This is a genomic window from Clostridium sp. Marseille-P7770, assembly GCF_902143525.1.
Lineage (GTDB): Bacteria > Bacillota > Clostridia > Lachnospirales > Lachnospiraceae > Pilosibacter.
Window position 1 is genome coordinate 334453 of sequence record NZ_CABFVC010000001.1, and the last position, 17781, is coordinate 352233.

General features: G+C 47.5%; 17 protein-coding genes, 1 pseudogene and 1 riboswitch. Of the genes and pseudogenes, 2 read left to right on the top strand and 16 right to left on the bottom strand.

The window, feature by feature from the left end:
• Positions 1-467: 467 nt before the first annotated feature.
• The 16 genes and pseudogenes from FN001_RS01580 to FN001_RS01640 all read right to left on the bottom strand — a co-directional run bounded on the left by FN001_RS01580 (position 468) and on the right by FN001_RS01640 (position 15217).
• Entirely contained in the window at positions 468-992 is a 525-nt protein-coding gene (locus FN001_RS01580; protein WP_118297260.1) for a metallophosphoesterase family protein, read from the bottom strand.
• Positions 993-995: 3 nt separating this feature from the next.
• Positions 996-1598, bottom strand: a complete 603-nt coding sequence (locus FN001_RS01585; RefSeq protein WP_118297378.1) for an XTP/dITP diphosphatase — start codon at positions 1596-1598, stop codon at positions 996-998.
• Positions 1599-1605: 7 nt separating this feature from the next.
• Positions 1606-3132, bottom strand: a complete 1527-nt coding sequence (locus tag FN001_RS01590) for a lectin like domain-containing protein (protein WP_243121914.1) — start codon at positions 3130-3132, stop codon at positions 1606-1608.
• Between the two features lie 151 nt (positions 3133-3283).
• Entirely contained in the window at positions 3284-4453 is a 1170-nt protein-coding gene (locus FN001_RS01595) for a THUMP domain-containing class I SAM-dependent RNA methyltransferase (RefSeq protein WP_118297262.1), read from the bottom strand.
• 401 nt (positions 4454-4854) lie between these two features.
• Positions 4855-5169, bottom strand: coding sequence for a rhodanese-like domain-containing protein (locus FN001_RS01600; RefSeq protein WP_118531104.1), 315 nt, complete (start codon positions 5167-5169; stop codon positions 4855-4857).
• 161 nt (positions 5170-5330) lie between these two features.
• Positions 5331-5837, bottom strand: coding sequence for a group II intron maturase-specific domain-containing protein (locus tag FN001_RS18315; protein ID WP_243121915.1), 507 nt, complete (start codon positions 5835-5837; stop codon positions 5331-5333).
• The gene (gene ltrA / locus FN001_RS18320) at positions 5838-6608 is read right to left on the bottom strand and encodes a group II intron reverse transcriptase/maturase (protein WP_243121916.1); all 771 of its coding nucleotides are present in this window, start codon (positions 6606-6608) and stop codon (positions 5838-5840) included.
• Positions 6587-6817, bottom strand: a complete 231-nt coding sequence (locus FN001_RS17940; RefSeq protein ID WP_185911804.1) for a hypothetical protein — start codon at positions 6815-6817, stop codon at positions 6587-6589. Before FN001_RS17940 ends, ltrA begins: the two co-directional genes overlap by 22 nt.
• 447 nt (positions 6818-7264) lie before the next feature.
• Positions 7265-8590, bottom strand: coding sequence for an IS200/IS605 family accessory protein TnpB-related protein (locus FN001_RS01610; RefSeq protein WP_142410567.1), 1326 nt, complete (start codon positions 8588-8590; stop codon positions 7265-7267).
• Positions 8591-8628: 38 nt separating this feature from the next.
• Positions 8629-9045, bottom strand: a pseudogene (gene tnpA, locus FN001_RS01615) (IS200/IS605 family transposase); the annotation flags it as partial.
• Positions 9046-9357: 312 nt separating this feature from the next.
• The gene (locus tag FN001_RS17945; protein ID WP_182426430.1) at positions 9358-9534 is read right to left on the bottom strand and encodes a hypothetical protein; all 177 of its coding nucleotides are present in this window, start codon (positions 9532-9534) and stop codon (positions 9358-9360) included.
• 161 nt (positions 9535-9695) lie between these two features.
• A complete protein-coding gene (locus tag FN001_RS01620; protein ID WP_142410568.1) occupies positions 9696-11054 on the bottom strand; it encodes an MATE family efflux transporter in 1359 nt (452 codons plus the stop codon).
• Between the two features lie 382 nt (positions 11055-11436).
• Entirely contained in the window at positions 11437-12147 is a 711-nt protein-coding gene (locus FN001_RS01625; protein WP_142410569.1) for a FadR/GntR family transcriptional regulator, read from the bottom strand.
• Positions 12148-12226: 79 nt separating this feature from the next.
• A complete protein-coding gene (locus FN001_RS01630) occupies positions 12227-13507 on the bottom strand; it encodes a TRAP transporter large permease (protein WP_142410570.1) in 1281 nt (426 codons plus the stop codon).
• A gap of 2 nt (positions 13508-13509) precedes the next feature.
• The gene (locus FN001_RS01635) at positions 13510-13974 is read right to left on the bottom strand and encodes a TRAP transporter small permease (RefSeq protein WP_142410571.1); all 465 of its coding nucleotides are present in this window, start codon (positions 13972-13974) and stop codon (positions 13510-13512) included.
• A 136-nt stretch (positions 13975-14110) separates the two neighbouring features.
• The gene (locus tag FN001_RS01640; protein ID WP_185911805.1) at positions 14111-15217 is read right to left on the bottom strand and encodes a TRAP transporter substrate-binding protein; all 1107 of its coding nucleotides are present in this window, start codon (positions 15215-15217) and stop codon (positions 14111-14113) included.
• Positions 15218-15499: 282 nt separating this feature from the next.
• Here FN001_RS01640 and FN001_RS01645 point away from each other — a divergent pair, with 282 nt between their 5' ends.
• Positions 15500-16753 carry an enolase C-terminal domain-like protein gene (locus FN001_RS01645; protein ID WP_142410573.1) on the top strand — a complete coding sequence of 418 codons (1254 nt, stop codon included), beginning with the start codon at positions 15500-15502 and terminating at the stop codon, positions 16751-16753.
• Positions 16754-16972: 219 nt separating this feature from the next.
• Positions 16973-17070, top strand: a riboswitch (THF riboswitch).
• 91 nt (positions 17071-17161) lie between these two features.
• Positions 17162-17743 carry a folate family ECF transporter S component gene (locus FN001_RS01650; RefSeq protein ID WP_142410574.1) on the top strand — a complete coding sequence of 194 codons (582 nt, stop codon included), beginning with the start codon at positions 17162-17164 and terminating at the stop codon, positions 17741-17743.
• The last annotated feature ends 38 nt before the right edge of the window (positions 17744-17781 follow it).

A 17781-nucleotide genomic window follows, 5' to 3' on the forward strand; every position in this document is an offset into this window, starting at 1 on the left:
AGCAAAAGTTCACTAAATGCGTTTAAAATTATACCGTGAACGCGATAGATTGTCAACCATTTTTTTGAAATCTTCCAATAAAATTGCAGTCCACGTTACCCTCCAAGTCAGTAAAACCTGCGGTCTCCACTGCAGCCGGCTGGGAGCTTCCGACCAAGGACCTCGATCCAGGCATCTACTTTTTCTTAACTCGCAGATATAACTGTTTCAGCAAAGGGTGACTGTATTCTCGACACTACCAGCGGTGAGCTTCCGCCCAGGAGTGCCTTGATCCGGGGGATCTGGTTCCTCTTAGCTCGCGGGTGACTGCGTTGGGACGCAGAGACCGCACTGTCTGAGCGAAGCGAGTTTGCGGTATCTGTGTCCCGCCCTTAGCAGTCTCCCGGGAGCTTAGCGGAACCATCCCCGCATCCCTGAGCGCTCCTGGGCGGAAGCTCACCGCGTCCCCCTCGCCAATATGAATCTACTTAATACAACCCCGACGGAATATCCCGATCCTGATCCACATAACAGACCGTATAATGCGCCTCCCCATTCCGGTCGATCTCCATCAGCATATACGATGGTTTTCTCCCGTCCTGTCTCGGATAAGAAAGACTTCCCGGATTCAGCACCACAAGCCCGTCCTCACAGTACTCCAGATGCGGCTTGTGGGTATGGCCAAACATGACGATATCCACCTTTCTGGCTCTCGCCTCTTCCTTGATCGTCTCCAGCTCAAACGATACGCCGTACATGTGACCGTGAGTCAGAAATGCCCGGTATTTCCCGATGGAGATCTCCTTCTCCTTGTCTGTCTGGGAAAAGAAATCATTATTTCCGCGCACAACATGGATCACGCAGTTATCATTATTCACCCATTCCTTAAAATAGATCTCGCTGCCCTCGGTATCCCCCAGATGGATCAGCATATCGAACGGGGACTGTTTTTCAATAATTGCCCTGAGATTTCCATCTCTTCTGTGGGTATCGCTCACGATCAGAATTTTCATACCTTACTCTCCGATTTCTTCTGCAAGACATTTTTTCATCGCCCGAAGCGCTTTACCGCGGTGGCTGATGGCATTCTTCTCATCCATAGTGATCTCCGCCGATGTCTTCCCGTATTCCGGAAGCATCAGGATCGGATCATAGCCGAATCCGCCGGCACCGGCCGGTTCATGCGCAATCACGCCTTCCATCGTTCCCTCCGCTGTCAAGGTTCTTCCATCCGGAAGGACCGCTGCGATCACACAGACGAAGCGCGCCGTTCGCTTCTCCTCCGGGACACCGTCCAGACGATGGATCAGATTCCAGTTCTTGATCTCATAGGAAGTCTTCTCCCCCATATACCGCGCGGAGTAGACGCCCGGCTCCCCGTTTAAGGCATCGATCACAAGCCCGGAATCATCCGCGAGAACGATCCCACCGGTCTTCTCCCAAACAGCTTTTGCCTTAATTAACGCATTTGCCGCGAATGTATCTCCATCTTCCACAATATCAACATCCACGCCTGCCTCCTTCATCGACAGGATCTCCGCTCCGAGGTCCTTTAAGATCTCACGGATCTCCCGCATCTTTCCGGCATTTGATGTTGCAAAAACAATCTTATGTTCCATGTTCTTCTCACTTTCCAATGATCCTGCTGTAGGCTTTCAGGCACACGTTGCATCCCTTTGACTCTTCGGTCCGCTCCCATGTGCCGCCATCAAAACTAATATACCCCTCACCGTCACTTATGTCAACATTTCCTGTCCGCCCGCTGCCTGCATACTCCACCGCCACCGGCTGCGTTGTCCCCGGCGTGTGGATCTTAACTGCCACAGCGAACGGCTCTTCTGCATTCACCGTCTGCGGTTTTGCCAGGCGGACCGTATAAAATCCTGCATCCGTGACCATGCCGAATGCCAGGACTTTTCCACTGTCCACCTGAAATTTCACACCGTTTTCCACATGTTCACGGAAACTGTCCCCGTCAAACACATACACTTCGTATTCCGTGCCCGGCGCCGTGGCATAAAATCCCACTGCCTCCAGCGTCTCCTCCGACTCTGCTGTATACACGTTCGCCATCCATGCGTCCGGCTCTCCATAGCCCATCTGACCGGTCCATCCGCAGAGATCACTCTGATAATTCCTGTCATAATTATCCGACGGCTCGATCCCGCGATAGGAGATACTGCTCTCCGCGATCCGGCTGTCCTCGTAGGAGACATGAAAAAATCCACCATCCCCAAAGGTTTCTCCCCAGCTGTTGATGCAGAGAAACGCCCCGTCCGACTCCGGAGCTGATGCGAACTTTTCCTTCGGATAATCGTCATCCCAGCCGATGATCACGGTGTCATGGTTCGGCTCCTCGCTGCCTTTATAACAGACATTTCCGTCGCCCCCACGGTTTTCCGCCGGAAGATAGAGCGATGTCTGGACGCCTCCGCATAAAAATACCGCCCGTTTTACCGCGCCATAATCCTTCGCTTGCAGGATCCTGATCTCCTGGACATGACAGACCGGTGCAAGACCGTCCGGTGAGGTGCTGTCCCCATATGGATCGTCCGCCTCCGAGACAGGTCCCTGCCAGGCGAGAAGGTAGGCCATCGCCATACTGTAATCCCCGCCGGAATTCTGACTGATTCCGAAGCTGTTGTGGATCGACATATGGTCCGCCGAGAGCGGCACTGCCATGGATTCCGGCAAGGACGTCTCCACCGCCTTTAATGCCGCGAATGCCCAGCACGTACCGAGATCTCCCTGGTCGGAAACACGGATCGCCCGGTGTTCCCTCAGATCGTAGGATGACGGGAGTTCTATAAACTCCTGCTCCCCGGATCCATCTGCGGAAATTTCACTGTCCGCATCCATGTATTTCCGGTCAGCTCCCGTTTCATCTGTACTGTTCGCTCCGGCATCCGTCAGTGTTTCTTCCCCATCAGCTGCAGCGTCAGAATTCTCCGTGACGCTCAGATCAGGCTTCTCTGCGCTGTTTTCCTGATGGTCATCGTCCACTACGAGGTCGATCCCTGTCTTTGCCAGATCCAGGATTTCTGTCCTCGCAGCAAAAACCATGCCTGCTGCCAGCACTGCGACCGCTCCGGGCCACAGACCGCTCCCACGTCTTTTCCTTCTTCGGCTTCTCATCTTCTCCGTCTTACCCACATTCCGCCTGCAATCGGCATTTTCCCTGTCCTGCATGGCAGGTTACGATCAAAAATCCATTCCTGGTCGGCTGCGCCGATGGGATTTTCACCTTCAAGCCTGTGCTTTATTACGGTCAGCGCAACAAGTGCGCAGACCTGCTGAGCAGTTATCACTGCTCTTCTTTTCTCTCCTCACGTTTCCTTGCCGGTGGCTTCGGTCCCAGGAACTGGTAGAAATACGTCTTCATCATACCATTATAGATCTTCCGGTTCTTATCCGCCTTGCGTCCGAAATAGCGCTCGGTATCTTCATACGCCGTGATGATATAAGCTGACCAGGAATCAAGCGCCGCGAAACGCTCTCCGATCGTCTTATATAACTCCGGCAGGTTCTTCTTCTCCTCGATTCGCTCCCCATACGGCGGGTTTGTGATCAGGAATCCGTATTTTTTCGGATGGCTGAGCCCACTCACCGGACGCTGCTGGAAATGGATCAGTTCGTCCACGCCTGCTGCCTTCGCGTTCGCTCTCGCTGCACGGATGATGTCCCCGTCAATGTCGTAGCCCTGGATATCCGTCTGGACAGAAAGATCCACAAGATCGTTCGCCTCGTCCATCGCATCATACCAGCATTTTCTCGGGATCAGATGTTTCCAGTCCTCGGAGAGGAATTCCCGGTTCATGCCCGGCGCCATATTCGCTGCGATCATCGCCGCCTCGATCGGGAAGGTTCCGCTTCCGCAGAACGGATCCACGAGGATCCGGTCGCTCTTCCACGGAGTCAGCATGATGAGCGCCGCCGCCAGCGTCTCCGTGATCGGCGCCTTACTTGTCAGGGTCCTGTAACCGCGCTTATGCAGGGATTCTCCGGTCGTGTCAAGCGCTACCGTCACCGTGTCCTTGTGAAGGAATACGCGCAGCGGGAAGCTTGCACCGCTCTCCGGGAACCATTCGATCCCATATGCCTTTTTCATCCTCTCGACCATGGCTTTTTTCATGATGGACTGGATATCGGATGGGCTGAAGAGCTTGCTCTTAATGGAGGAAGCTTTCGCGACCCAGAATTTCGCATCCTTCGGGAGATATTCCTCCCATGGGATCGCGCGGGTCCCCTGGAACAGTTCCTCGAAAGTCTCTGCATGGAAACTGCCGACCTTTAAAAGTACGCGCTCCGTTGTTCTGAGGAAAATATTGGCACGGCAGATCGCCTCCGCGTCGCCGATAAATGTCACACGCCCGTCTTCCACCTGGCTGACCTCATATCCAAGGTCCAGGATTTCTTTTTTCATCACTGCCTCCAGACCGAAATGGCATGGGACGATCAATTCAAATGTATTCAATCTGATTTTCTCCGTTCTGATGTATCGCGCAGCTGCTCACGTAACTGTTCAGTACCCTCACACCTACAGGAACAACCTCCCCCGGAGCTTCCCTTCGGATGCATGGCAACTTACGAGCAAAAATCCATTTTAAATTCGCAGCCACTTTATTTTCATAGTTTCATTCCATCCGTATCGTTCGCCGGATGGCTGTATTCCATTTAATTTTAAGGGTTCGCAGTCACCCTGTCAATCCCTGTAAAACTACAATCCAAGCTTCCTGTCCACGGTACAGGAGTTTTCTGACCATGCAAAGCACCCGTGACCGTGACCATATCATGCCAAGCATTCCATCCGGAATTTTTTTCGATAATCGACAGTCCTACCCTGCCAAATCATCACTTTCTTTTCTTCCGGAACTTTTACTCCCGGCATCCCACATAATATTTTCCCCTGTAATAATGCAGTCCTCCCAGTGCATTCACCGCATCATACCCGCGTCCCGCGAGTTCTCTCGCCGCGAGCAGGCTCTGACCTCCGTAGGCGCAGTAGATGACCACAGGACGGTCTTTTGTGATCTCTGCCTCCACTTCATCCAGCTGTTCATAAGGCAGGTTCACAGCCCCCAGGAGATGCCCTGCCTCATATTCCTTCTGTTCCCGCACATCCAGCAACGTGAATGTCCGCTCCCCGTCCAGAAGTTGTTCCAGCTGCTGCATCGAGATCGTCCGAAACATATTCCTTCTCCTGAAACATATCCTTAATTTAAAATATGCCGGGCGGCCCGGACATGGTTCCTTTCTGCACAGTCAATTCCAGCACATGATCGAGTAGGAGGCGGCTTTCGCCGCCGACCTCTCACACCACCGGACATGCGGTTCCGCATCCGGCGGTTCAGTTAACTTGACACTTTTACAAAGTACGTTTCCGCAGATAATAGTCCGAATTTTGCAAGGCGTGCATTGGACATTGCGTAGCATACTGCCTCTGAACGGCAGATTCGGGCATATCCATGAGACCATGCTGCTTTCGCTGCATTTCTTTCTCCCACTCCAAGCTTCATCAGATTTTTAAATTTGTTTTGCGGAGTTTTCCAGTGTTTCCATATACACATTCGAAATCTGTATCGGAGCATTGTGTCCAATTTTCGGGTTACTGTAAGGATTGATCCAATTTTAAAGTAGTTAATCCACCCTCTCAGGACCTCTGATATTTTCTGTGCTTTATACGAGTTGCTTACACCCCATTTACGGCATGTAAGCAGTTTCAGCTTCTTTACTACTTTTTGGATTGACTTCTCAGGTGACTTTGCCTTATATTTCTTTGCCTGGAACTGATTGTAGAAAGTAAAGCCCAGATATTTTATTTCTGTGGGGCGTACTATTTTGCTTTTCTTCCGGTTCACTTATGATAGAAGTTTAGATTCAATGTATCTTGTAACTGATTCCATTACCCGGATAGCTGCTTTCTGACTTCTCACTAAAATGATACAGTCATCTGCATACCTCACAAATCTTAGTTTTCGCGTTTCAAGTTCCCAATCGAGTTCGTTCAGTATAATATTTGCAAGAAGTGGCGAGAGATTTCCTCCTTGTGGAGTTCCTATCTCCGTTTTCTCCACTTGCTCACCGAGCATAACACCACTCACCAGAAATTTTCGGATTAGCGACAGGGTTTTCCCATCTTTGATTTCTCTATTTACAATGGAAATGAGCTTATCATGATTTACCGTATCGAAGAATTTCTCCAAGTCAAGGTCAACGACCCAGTTATATCCCTCATTCATATATTCGACTGCTTTTAATACCGCTTGTTGTGCACTCTTTCCGGGTCTAAAACCATAGCTGTTTGCATGAAATTTTTCCTCATATATTGGTCCTAAAACCTGCGATATTGCCTGTTGAATCATTCGGTCTGTCACTGTCGGAATTCCCAATTTCCGTTTGCTTCCATCTTCCTTTGGAATTTCAACCCGTTTTACCGGCATAGGCCTGTATGATTGATTCCTTACACTTTCTCTGAGTTGCGCTCCATTGGCTCTCAAATGAGAGAGTAAATCTTCGCATTCCATTCCATCCACCCCTGCCGCGCCTTTATTCTTTATTACCTGCTGATACGCACGGTTTAGGTTATCTTTGGACAGTATGTCTTCGATTATTGTACTTTGTTTTTCCATGCACTGTTTCCCTTCCTTTTCGTGAGTTTCGACCACTTAGTACTTGTGGTACTCCTCTCGGCATGTGTTTCGTCTAAACTCTCAATCAGGACGTACTCCAGCTGATTAACTGTTCTGTCCTTTGCTCCATCCGGTTTCCCGGACTTCTTCGCTACTATGACATCTGCTGACTTCCTATGATTCGTTGTTACTATGGCTAATGGAACCACTCATAGGATCTCCCCGGTTAAAATACGCCATCTTTCCCATCATCTATCCGCCATGTCTACTACCAGTTCCACGTTAGCTATTGGACTTCAACTTATTCAGCAGTCTCATCCGAACTGTAAGCCTTATACATGATTTCTGTCCGTCGGACCAATGGTTTGCCGCAGGCTTCCTTCAGATTCCACCTTACAGTGGACACCCTTGCCATGTTGGCTATGTGCTTCCCGCTAACAGGCGCACTTAGGACTTTCACCTTTAAGAATAACGTTCGCGCCGGGCGAACTGAGCCTCACATGACTAAAGTCACGTGCTTCTCAGCCGTTTTAAACGGCAAGACCGGATACCGGCGGATACGCCTGAAACTTAGAACTGCGCAGATATGCGCATCTTCCATGCCGGATACGGCTGGGTTCCACATAACAGGTAGTCCTCCGGATATCTGCCTGTGTTTATGCAGCTTTCGAACATCCATACTCATTCTGAAGGATGAGCAGGTCGGCATAAACACATGAGGTTCTGCGCTTCACCGCAGGTACTTTTGCCTCCAGTGAAGACCTTTCCGTTTCCGGTAAGGTTTTTATAATCTCCCGGATCCAGTATCTCGCTCCTATATTGTAGGATGCCGACAGATCACAGTTATACTGTTTTCCAGATTGGAAAACACACAGACTGTGGTTCTTCGGATCACGGCTGACCGGTCCGCTTCCATCATATGCCAGACGGCTGGTATTCCATGCGCAGACACGGGACACACGGATCCCATATCGGTGTGCTTTGTGTTCACACATGGTCTGGATCTCCCTTTTCTTCCAAAGATGCAGTTTCTGTCGTTTCTTTCCTGAAATCTTTCCCTTCATTTCCAGGTACTCAAACACGATCACATCCGCATGATTCTCATGGGCATATTCTGCGATCAACCGGGCAGTCTTTCTGGCAAGTTCCGTATTCAGACGTTTCGCATATGCCCATCGGCTTCCGATCTGTTTTGAACCGTGTTCCTTCTGGAATCTCCGGATCCTTCCGAGTACATGGGACAGCCGGTCTTTTTCACTGGGGAAATTGATGAATTTCCGGTCCAGGACAGTTCCGTCTGACCGCATGATACTGCAGACTGCATCCGTATTGATCCCGAGATCCACACTGCAGATGATCTGATCCTTTACAGGTGTTTTTGATAAGGTAACTTCTTCCGTATAAGAGAAACGGAGGAAATATTTCTGATGTCGTTTTTCCAAAACCGGAGCAGAAGACTTTTTTCCGGACCAGTGTCTGCGCAGGTATTCCATATCCGTATGCACCAGACCTGCGCGGAACCATTTCCAGTCATGACCATCATAAAGTTTCAGGCAGGCCGCGTCCTCACTCTCTTCACATGGTTTGTACATGACATCCCGGTAAAATACCGGCATTGCATGGTTTTCACATACAAGCTTTGGTTTTCCGGAAATCGCTCCATTTTTCCACTGTTCCAACCTTGTATGGTATGAGGAAACACTCCCGAGCGCATGCTGGATCGCCGCTCTTCTCAAATATGACGGCATTTTCGGGAAGTGGGCATCAAAGTCAAATCTTGCATGATTCTTCTTTGTTTCATGTACCAGATGTTCCGCCTCGTTAAATCTCCGTTTTATCTTATCGATCATGGATAACTCTGTCCATACGGTCTCATATATCTCCGTCAGACAGCGGACCGCCTCCCGGTAAAGTGCCAGCGTATGGCGGATCGGGATATTCTTATTTTTAATTTCCGCGCCATAGCTGGATACGACCTGCATAAGTTTCCTCTACTTTCTGTTCTCTTTTTCTTTCTGTTCTTTTTTTCTTTCTGTCCTTCGATATAAGCCATGATCTGTTCCCGACTCCGGTCACTGACGGTCACAGCACAGTAAGATGGGTTCCAGAGATGTCCGCCCCATAATTCCCTTTTCAGTTCCGGATGTGCAAGAAACAGCTGTCTTGCAAGATTTCCCTTCATGATCTTGATCATGTCCGAAATAAAGAACTGCGGTTTACAATCCAGTAACAGATGAATATGGTCCGGCATTACTTCCATCGCAAGGATCCGAAATTGATATTCTTGTGCGATCTCCTGCAACATTTCTTTGCACTCCTGATCTACACCATTGACCAGAACTTTCTTCCGGTATTTCGTACACCAGACCAGATGATATTGAAGCGAATACACATATCCTCTACCATACGAAAGAGAATTTTCTTTAATAGTAAACATATCTTTTTCCATATGGATATTATACCATATGTCATTCAGCATGTAAACATATGTTCGATTATTATTATAAATAAATAGCGCACCTAACTCATCACTGAAGTAACGAGAATGCGGTGCGCATTTTTCAATGCTTTATGCAGCTGCCGTGAACCGTTCTGTGTCCGCATAACGTCTGAAATCATATACCTTTCGTCTGCAATAACCGCAAGAATGGCGGCAGGATCACCCCACCGCCATTCTTATCAGATCTGACTGTTCGACCACGCAATCTTTCCACACAGCTTCCTGCACAGTCAGACCGCCGCATCTTTTTTATCTTTTGCAGTTTCTCCCATTGTCCGTGGAGTCCTTAGAACTGTTCTTCGAACGGTTCTGACTGTTATTCTCCGAACGGTTCTGGCTGTTTCTGCTCTGGTTCTTTGTCTTGTCGTAAGTCTCAGACCCACTGTTTTTCATGTTGTCGTCCATATCATAGCTGTTTCTTGCCATTTTTTCGTACCTCCTGGAGTTTGGTTTTCCGCTGCTTCCCGCAAGGCATGCAGACCGGAATATTTTTTGCCGCAGCATTTCTACCGCACCTGCATTCTCTATTATGGTACGAACCCGAACTTTTATGCACCGCTGTCCATAATCTTTTCAAACAACATCTTTTATACAGCTTCCCCAAAAAGCACTTTCAATTTTTTCATACAATGAAAGAACGCCGGAATCAGGAAGGCATCTGCGAAGATCCATGCTAACGGGCTCGCAAAGCATGCCGGAAGGAATCCGAAGACCGGAACGAGGCAAAATCCCACGAGAGATCTCGCCGCCATCTCGCAGACACCCGCAAGGATCGCAAATGTAGAAAATCCCATTCCCTGGATCGTAAAACGCACCACATTTACAAAGGTAAGCGGAATATAGAACATGCTGTTTCCAATGAGGAACATCGTAACGCGCCCGATGATCTCCGTCTGATCCGCGTCCATAAAGAGAAGCGCGATATACTTTCCGCCGAAAAACAGGATCACAAATGCGATCAGCGAATAAATGATCCCGATCAGACTCGCCGCCTTTAATCCCCGTGTGACACGGTCCAGCTTTTTCGCACCCACATTCTGTCCGGCATACGTCGCCATCGTGCCGCCGAGCGCGTCAAACGGGCAACAGAAGAACATGCTGACCTTGCTTCCCGTGGAGACGGCCGCAACCGCCATGGACCCCAGCGAATTCACCGCTGTCTGAAGGACCACGCTTCCGATCGCCGTGATGGAATACTGAAGTCCCATAGGAATCCCCATGCCGCAGAGTGTGCCGAGCATGCGTCCGTCTGGCCTCCACTCTCCGTCTTTCATATGAAGGATCGGATAGTGCCGGATCATGTAGATCAGACAGAGCACTGCCGAAATTCCCTGCGAGATGACCGTAGCCAGAGCCGGTCCGCCCACACCCATACCGAGTCCCAGAATCGTAAAGAAATCAAGACCGATGTTCAGGAGGGACGATAACAGCAGAAAGTAGACCGGGGTCTTGCTGTCGCCGAGGCTGCGGATAATTCCCGCCAGCATGTTATAAAGGTAGGTGACCGGAATTCCAAGGAAGATCACAAAAATATAATCATATGCGCCCTGAATAATATCCTCCGGCGTATTCATCCACTGTAAAATATTCATGCAGAGCAATCCAACAACGGTCGTCATGACCACCGCAAACACCGCTGAAAGCCAGCCCGCATTCGCCACGAACTTTCTCATTCCCTTGTAGTCTCCCGCGCCGAACTTCTGCGCCACCGGGATCGCAAATCCGCTGCAGGCACCGGTACAGAAACCGATGATCATAAAGTTGATCGATCCCGTCGATCCAACCGCCGCCAGAGACGATACTCCCAGACATTTTCCGACGATGATCGTGTCTACCATGTTATAAAACTGCTGAAAAAGAAATCCCAGCAGCATCGGAACCGCAAAGCTTAAGATCAGCTTCATTGGCGATCCGGTCGTCAGATCCTTTACTTCACTCTTTTGCATATGTAACTCTCCTGCCAACTGCTGTTTTCATATTTTTATACATGTCATCCTCTGCATTTTCAGGTCCGCTGCATCCGCTCCGTAATGCTTGGAATTATAACGCAACCCTGCCATTCAGACCGACTGCGTTGTATTATAAATCAGTCCCGCATAAAAGTATATACGTCAAATTACCGAAAAAGTGTTTGTTTCTGCTTATAACTCCATCAAAAACATCCTATGTCGACATATGCCTTGGGACATTCTAACATCATTCTACATCTGAGAGCATTCTCATCTTCACATGCAGCGTCTATTTGTTTAACAGAAGACCTCCTTGAATTTTCCGTTGGACAAAAAGTACCGGTTTCGCACAGGAAACCGGTACTTTTTCAAATATTTTTCATAGTCTGATAGGCGCCCATTCTCGTTTTTCTCCAGAATCCGTTTTTTTCGTCTGAAGTCCATGATCAAGCATAAGATCCCTCGCCTCTTTTGCATCATGCCGTATGATTGCATCCGTGATCAGTACATGATAATAAATTCCCCCCAGGAATCCAAACTGGTCATTGCCATACGTCATCATATTATGATTTTCCAGGAGCTGATGCATGATATTGGTAATGATCGGATTCCCATACGCCTCCACAATCGCCATGTGAAATTCAATATCTTTCTGGTTATACAAAAGTGAGTTGCCAATTGCATTATGCTGTTCCTGATTGATCCTGCGAAGTTTTTCAATCAATTCATCACTTGCCGTCTGCGCTACTCTGTACACAATTTCCGGTTCGATCAAATTTCTGGCCTGTCTCCATTCCATATAACTTTGCATTCCGTTTTTATCTTCCGATATAATTCCCTTCATTTTCAGTCCATCCGGAATATATACCTGGTCTGAACACACAAATGTTCCGCGCCCTTTCTCACTTCTGAGGATTCCAAGAACATTGTATTTCTGGAGCGCACTGCGGACACTGGTACGACTGTAACCCAATTTCTCACACAGATCGTTTTCCGACGGAATTTTTTCTCCAACCTTCCACGTTCCATTCGTGATCTGCTCTTTCATGTACTGCATAATATACTCTGTTACATTTTCTGTCTTACTCATTATCCGTAGCTCCTTTGGAACATTTTCTCACTTTGTATTTTACCCGCATCCGGTGCAAAGTTCAAGTGCAGGAAAAGAACTATGCTACCAAAGCCGGAAGAAATGTCGATATCTGCGGAATATATGCAACCAGCATCATAACAATAAAGAACAGCAGAATCAACGGCCACATGTCTTTCACAAGTTTTGCAAGGGAAATCTGACCTACTGAACTTGCAATAAAGAGTGTCGCTCCCACAGGAGGTGTAATGCCTCCGAAAATAAATGTCAGTACCATAACCATTCCGAAATGAATCGGGTCAAAACCAAAGCTTGCAGCTAACGGCTGGAAAATCGGTACCATAATGATTGCTGCCGGTGTTGTATCCATAAAGCAACCAATGATCATCATCGCAAGAATCATGAGGAACATGATCAGATACGGATTTGTCGTAATTCCGGAAATCCAGAGGCTCATCTTATTCGGGAGCTGTAAAATCGCGATGCAGTAGCTGAACGCACTTGTTGCTGCGAAAATCAAGGAACTCTGCCCTACAGTGAACGCAGTAGATTTTACCGTATCGATCATATCCTGGAAATGGAATTCTCTATAATAAAATACTCCAATCAGAACGCCATATAAACCGGCAACAGCACCTGCTTCTGTTGCGGTGAATATGCCTGACAGCGTTCCCCCAATAATGATTGCCGGCATGATCATTGCTGGGATCGCGTCTTTTGCAGCCATCAGGAAATTATGCAGATTGAATTTCGGATGATAATTTCCATCGCAGTTCTCCGGGTCCCTTTTCGCCTTATAGAAGCAGTAAAGCATCTGAGATCCGCATACCATGATACCTGGGATCATACCAGCCACAAAAAGTTTTCCGCAGGAAATTCCTGTAATCGAAGAATAAAGCACCATTAAGATCGACGGCGGAATGATTGATCCGATCGTCGCAGAGGCACATGTGACAGCTGTCGAGTAGGATTTGCTATATCCTGCTTCTGTCATGCCGCCGATTTCCATTACGCCAAGGGATGCAACATCTGCAGACGTAGATCCTGAAATTCCGGCGAACATTGTTGAAGCAAGAACATTTACCAGTGCAAGTCCGCCCGGAAGGAATCCCACGATTTCCGATGCAAAGCGGAAAATTCTTCTTGTGATTCCACAACGGTTCATAATCTCACCAGCAAAAATATACAGCGGAATCGCCATCAATGTAAAGGAATCCGCCCCCGCAAACATACGCTGCGGAATTGTAAGAAGATCTGCACCTCTGGCAAGCAGATACAGCGTCGAAGAAATTCCCATAACCGCAGCAACCGGAACTCCAATCAGAAGGAGAATAAAAAAGGAACTCAGTAAAATCGTCATTGTCACATCTCCTCCTTATCACTCGGCTTTTTTTCCTTAACTCCCAGATGATATTGGATAACATTCACAATTGACTCCGCAACAATACCTGCACATCCGAATGCCATGATCCCATATGGTACTGCCATAGGAATCTTCATTGCGGATGAGGAGACCGCTATATTAGCTGCAGCCATCCGGCAGGAATAAGCTGTCACAATTGTAAAAAATACTGCCATCAGCACACGGCCGATCTGTTCGATCACTCTCTGGACTTTTTCCGGAAACAATCCAGTAAAAAAGTCTACATGAATATGACGATCTTCCTTTGTCGTGAAAATCGCGCCCAAAAAGATGATTGATACAAAGCAGTATCGTCCCATTTCCACTGAAAACACAATAGGACTATTAAAGAAGTAACGCATAATAACATTCAGATTTGTAATTCCAAACATCATCAAGAACAATACAATAATAATAAAAACCAATAGCCTGTCTATGGCTTTCTCAACTTTTTTAATGTTTCAAGCATGTAATTCCTCCATTGATGCAAAAGGAGGCGGACAGGGACAGGCCCGTCCCTGTCCGCCTGTACACATGTTGATCCTGACCAGACAAGTAATTTTACTTATTTTCCTGTACCAGTTCAAACAGTTTCTTTGCTTCATCAGACTGCATAAAATCATATGCGGTGTAATCAATTTTTGCTCTCATGGATTCAACATCGGTATCTACGAATGTCATCTTGCTTTCGAGTTCTTTACGATTTGCTTCGTCAGAAGCTTTCGTGCTCTCCAGTCCATAATGAGATGCATCAAGACCTGCCTGAAGGAGAATGTTCTTCTCGTCATCATTTAAACGGTCAAATACTGCTGCAGACATGGAAAACGTTGTCGGTGCATTTAAATGATTTGTCTTGTTAAAGTATGGTGCAACCTCAAACCAGGAAAGATGTAAGCAACTGTCGGATGTATTCTCCACACCATCTACAACACCTGTATCCAGTGCTGTATAAACCTCTCCTGAAGCCAGTGGAGTCGGTGCTGCGCCAAACATTCGGAATGTATCAACATAGAGGGACGACTCCGGTACTCTCATCTTGAATCCCTTCAGATCATCAACACTATTGATCGGTTTCTTTGAATACATGTTGCGGAATGCCATAACATAATATCCAAGATTCTGGACCTTTGCAACCTCACGGAGCTGTTCTGACGCATATTCTCCAGCTTCACTCTCAAGAACCTTCTGAACCTGATCATAATCATCATACATATACGGAAGAATCAGAGCTCCGAGCTGAGGAATTGAGTTTACGTAGAATTCAACTGCGATGACTGCCATATCCAGCGTACCTGCGGTCAGCGCCTCAAGGTTCTGTGCCTCCGTTCCCAGGGAAGATCCTTCAAACACATCCACTTTCATTTTTCCATCAGAAAGTTCTTCCACGCGATCCGCAAAATGATGGGTGACATCTGCCAGTGCACTTCCACTGGAAGCCGTTGTTGATAAGGAAAATGTATGACTTTCCACATTTGCTGTATCAAACTGATATGTCAGATTCTCTGAATTCTCTGTTTTCCTTTCATCTCCTTCTGTGGTCTGGGCTTCTGATGCTGCTGACTGTGTTTCTGCTGCTGTAGTCTGCGTTGTCGCAGTATTGCCCAGGCATCCCGTCATGGACATTGCTGCAATTGCTGCTGCTAAAACGACTGCTAATTTTCTCTTCATAACATTCCCTCCATTACATGTGTTGCACGTTTTTGCTTCCGTACTTGTATTACAGGATGATGTTATCATGTATTCTCCCACATGTCAATAAAGTGCCATATATTTCTTATTATTTTGTGTGTTTTGTATATTTTTAGCTGTATTTTTTGTGCGTTTATTCCATTTTAAATTTTATTGCAGTTTTATCCTGTATTTTACTTGTATTTCATTTCAAAATGTATTATAGTAGGATCACGGTATCTTGTATTACATATCCACATTTCAAATTCAGGAGGCACTCTTATGATTCCAAAAATCCGATCTGTCCGCACTATCGAAACCGCTCCCGGCGGAATTAATCTTCTCGTTGTTAAAATAGAAACCACAGAACCTGGACTATACGGTCTCGGCTGCGCAACTTTTGCATATCGTTCTGCCACAATCCGGCATCTGGTCGAGCAATACATTGAACCGCTATTGGTCGGGCGGGATGTTGATCGTATCTCTGATATCTGGCAGCTCATCCACCAAAATGCGTACTGGCGGTCCGGTCCAATTGAGAACAATGCCATTTCCGGTGTTGATATGGCCCTCTGGGATATCAAAGGTAAAATGGCAAACATGCCTCTCTACCAACTTTTAGGTGGAAAATTGCGTGACGGCATTCCGGTCTATCAGCATGCAGACGGATCAACCACCGAAGAATTAATTGAAAATATTGAAAAATATAAAGAGGTCGGTCTACGCTATGTACGCTGCCAGAACGGAATCTACGGCGGCACACTTTTTGGTGCCCCGCCAAAGCAGGCAGCAAAAGGTGCGCAGATCGGTACTTATATTGATTCGCCGGAGTACATGCGAAATACTATTAAAATGTTTGGAAAGATTCGTGATCACTTCGGATATTCCCTCGAGCTGATTCATGATGTTCATGAACGTATCAATCCGATTGAAGCCAGACGGTTCTGCCAGGAGATGGATCCTTTCCATCTTTTTTTCCTCGAAGACGTTGTTTCTCCGGAAAATGTCGGCTGGCTACGTGAGATCCACAACTTCTGCACAACGCCCCTGAGCCACGGAGAACTATACGTAAACAACAACGAATGGCAGACTGCCGTTATTGAGCGAAGTGTTGATTATCTCCGCGCTCATATTTCAGATATCGGAGGCATCACACCTGCTCTTCGGATGGCCGCATTTGCCGCACAGTTTGATGTCCGTACCTGCTGGCATTGTCCGCCGGATATGTCACCGGTTGCTGCATCTGCGTTGATCAACATCGATCTCGCAATTCCGAATTTTGGACTTCAGGAATGGAGCGGAATTAAAACCTATGATTTTCTTCAGCAAAATGCAGGGCGCAATGCTGACGAGGCAATGCATGAAGTATTTAAAAACATTCCTGAATATGGAAATGATGGTTTCGTATATGGAAACGAGCTTCCAGGACTTGGGGTTGATATTGATGAAAAAGCCGCTCTCAAATACCCACCGGCACATCCTGTTACAACCTGGACACAAACCCGTAATTATGATGGTTCTCTCCAAACGCCGTAACTGATCGAGCGATCCAGGCAAGGTTTCAATCCGTTTTTTCCTTATAGAAATTCCCTATCCTGCTGCAGTATACTTTTTCCCCTTAAGTGCATGCTGCAGCGGGATCTTCTATACCGAAGATTGACAAAATCCACTTATCTGCAATTCGTTCTTTACATCCGCCTGTTCTTATGTTACTGTAATTGTAATGAGGAATGTTCCTCAAATATCAAACAAACATGCAGAGTAGACGTGTGCGCGTCAAGTGCCCGCCAGACAGGGAGTTGCTGGCAGGACGAAGGGAATTTCCCGCGGTGCACATATCGCATCCCGCTGCATCAGAAGATAGTTTGCAGATACCTTTTGTGTCTGTGACCGTTCGATTATCTCCTGTTGTGGTCCGAAAATCTGCAAAGGAGGTATTTTTTTATGAAAAAAAGCTCAAGCGACCTCTTTTCCAGGATCTTTGAATCATCCCGTGAATTTAAGAAGGTCACCACCATCACTACCTGCGCCATGTTCGGCGCTCTGGCCATCGTTCTTGGCTACTACTCCTTTAAGATCACCCCGAACTTAAAGATCGGGTTCAGTGCGATCCCGAACATGCTCGTAGACTACCTCTTCGGCCCGGTCGTCGGCTGTCTCTTCGGAGGCGCGATGGACGTGATCAAATTCATGCTGAAACCGGACGGCGGCTTCATGCCCGGTTTTACCTTTGATGCCATGCTGGCCGCATTCCTCTACGGATTGTTCTTCTATAAAAAGAAGCTCTCGCTTCCGAGGATCCTCACAGCCAAACTCGTTGTGATCATCATCTGCAACATCATCCTCGCGACCTACTGGCTGACACTTCTAAATGGAAAAGGTTTTCTCGCACTTCTGCCTGCCCGCGCGATCAAAAATCTGATCCAATGGCCGGTGGATTCCCTGATCTTCTTCCTTGTGGCGAAAACGCTGGAACAGGCCGGAGTATTTCGTCTGATCCTGCACGCGGGGTACCGAAAAAAATAGCTTTCTTGCACCGTTTTACCGCCATAGATGCAAAAACC

Excerpts from the sequence above, each read along its gene's own strand:
- FN001_RS01580 (WP_118297260.1), bottom strand. The coding sequence starts at position 992 with ATGAAAATTCTGATCGTGAGCGATACCCACAGAAGAGATGGAAATCTC.
- FN001_RS01585 (WP_118297378.1), bottom strand. The coding sequence starts at position 1,598 with ATGGAACATAAGATTGTTTTTGCAACATCAAATGCCGGAAAGATGCGG.
- FN001_RS01600 (WP_118531104.1), bottom strand. The coding sequence starts at position 5,169 with ATGTTTCGGACGATCTCGATGCAGCAGCTGGAACAACTTCTGGACGGG.
- ltrA (WP_243121916.1), bottom strand. The coding sequence starts at position 6,608 with ATGGAAAAACAAAGTACAATAATCGAAGACATACTGTCCAAAGATAAC.
- FN001_RS01610 (WP_142410567.1), bottom strand. The coding sequence starts at position 8,590 with ATGCAGGTCGTATCCAGCTATGGCGCGGAAATTAAAAATAAGAATATC.
- FN001_RS17945 (WP_182426430.1), bottom strand. The coding sequence starts at position 9,534 with ATGGCAAGAAACAGCTATGATATGGACGACAACATGAAAAACAGTGGG.
- FN001_RS01620 (WP_142410568.1), bottom strand. The coding sequence starts at position 11,054 with ATGCAAAAGAGTGAAGTAAAGGATCTGACGACCGGATCGCCAATGAAG.
- FN001_RS01625 (WP_142410569.1), bottom strand. The coding sequence starts at position 12,147 with ATGAGTAAGACAGAAAATGTAACAGAGTATATTATGCAGTACATGAAA.
- FN001_RS01630 (WP_142410570.1), bottom strand. The coding sequence starts at position 13,507 with ATGACGATTTTACTGAGTTCCTTTTTTATTCTCCTTCTGATTGGAGTT.
- FN001_RS01640 (WP_185911805.1), bottom strand. The coding sequence starts at position 15,217 with ATGAAGAGAAAATTAGCAGTCGTTTTAGCAGCAGCAATTGCAGCAATG.
- FN001_RS01645 (WP_142410573.1), top strand. The coding sequence starts at position 15,500 with ATGATTCCAAAAATCCGATCTGTCCGCACTATCGAAACCGCTCCCGGC.
- FN001_RS01650 (WP_142410574.1), top strand. The coding sequence starts at position 17,162 with ATGAAAAAAAGCTCAAGCGACCTCTTTTCCAGGATCTTTGAATCATCC.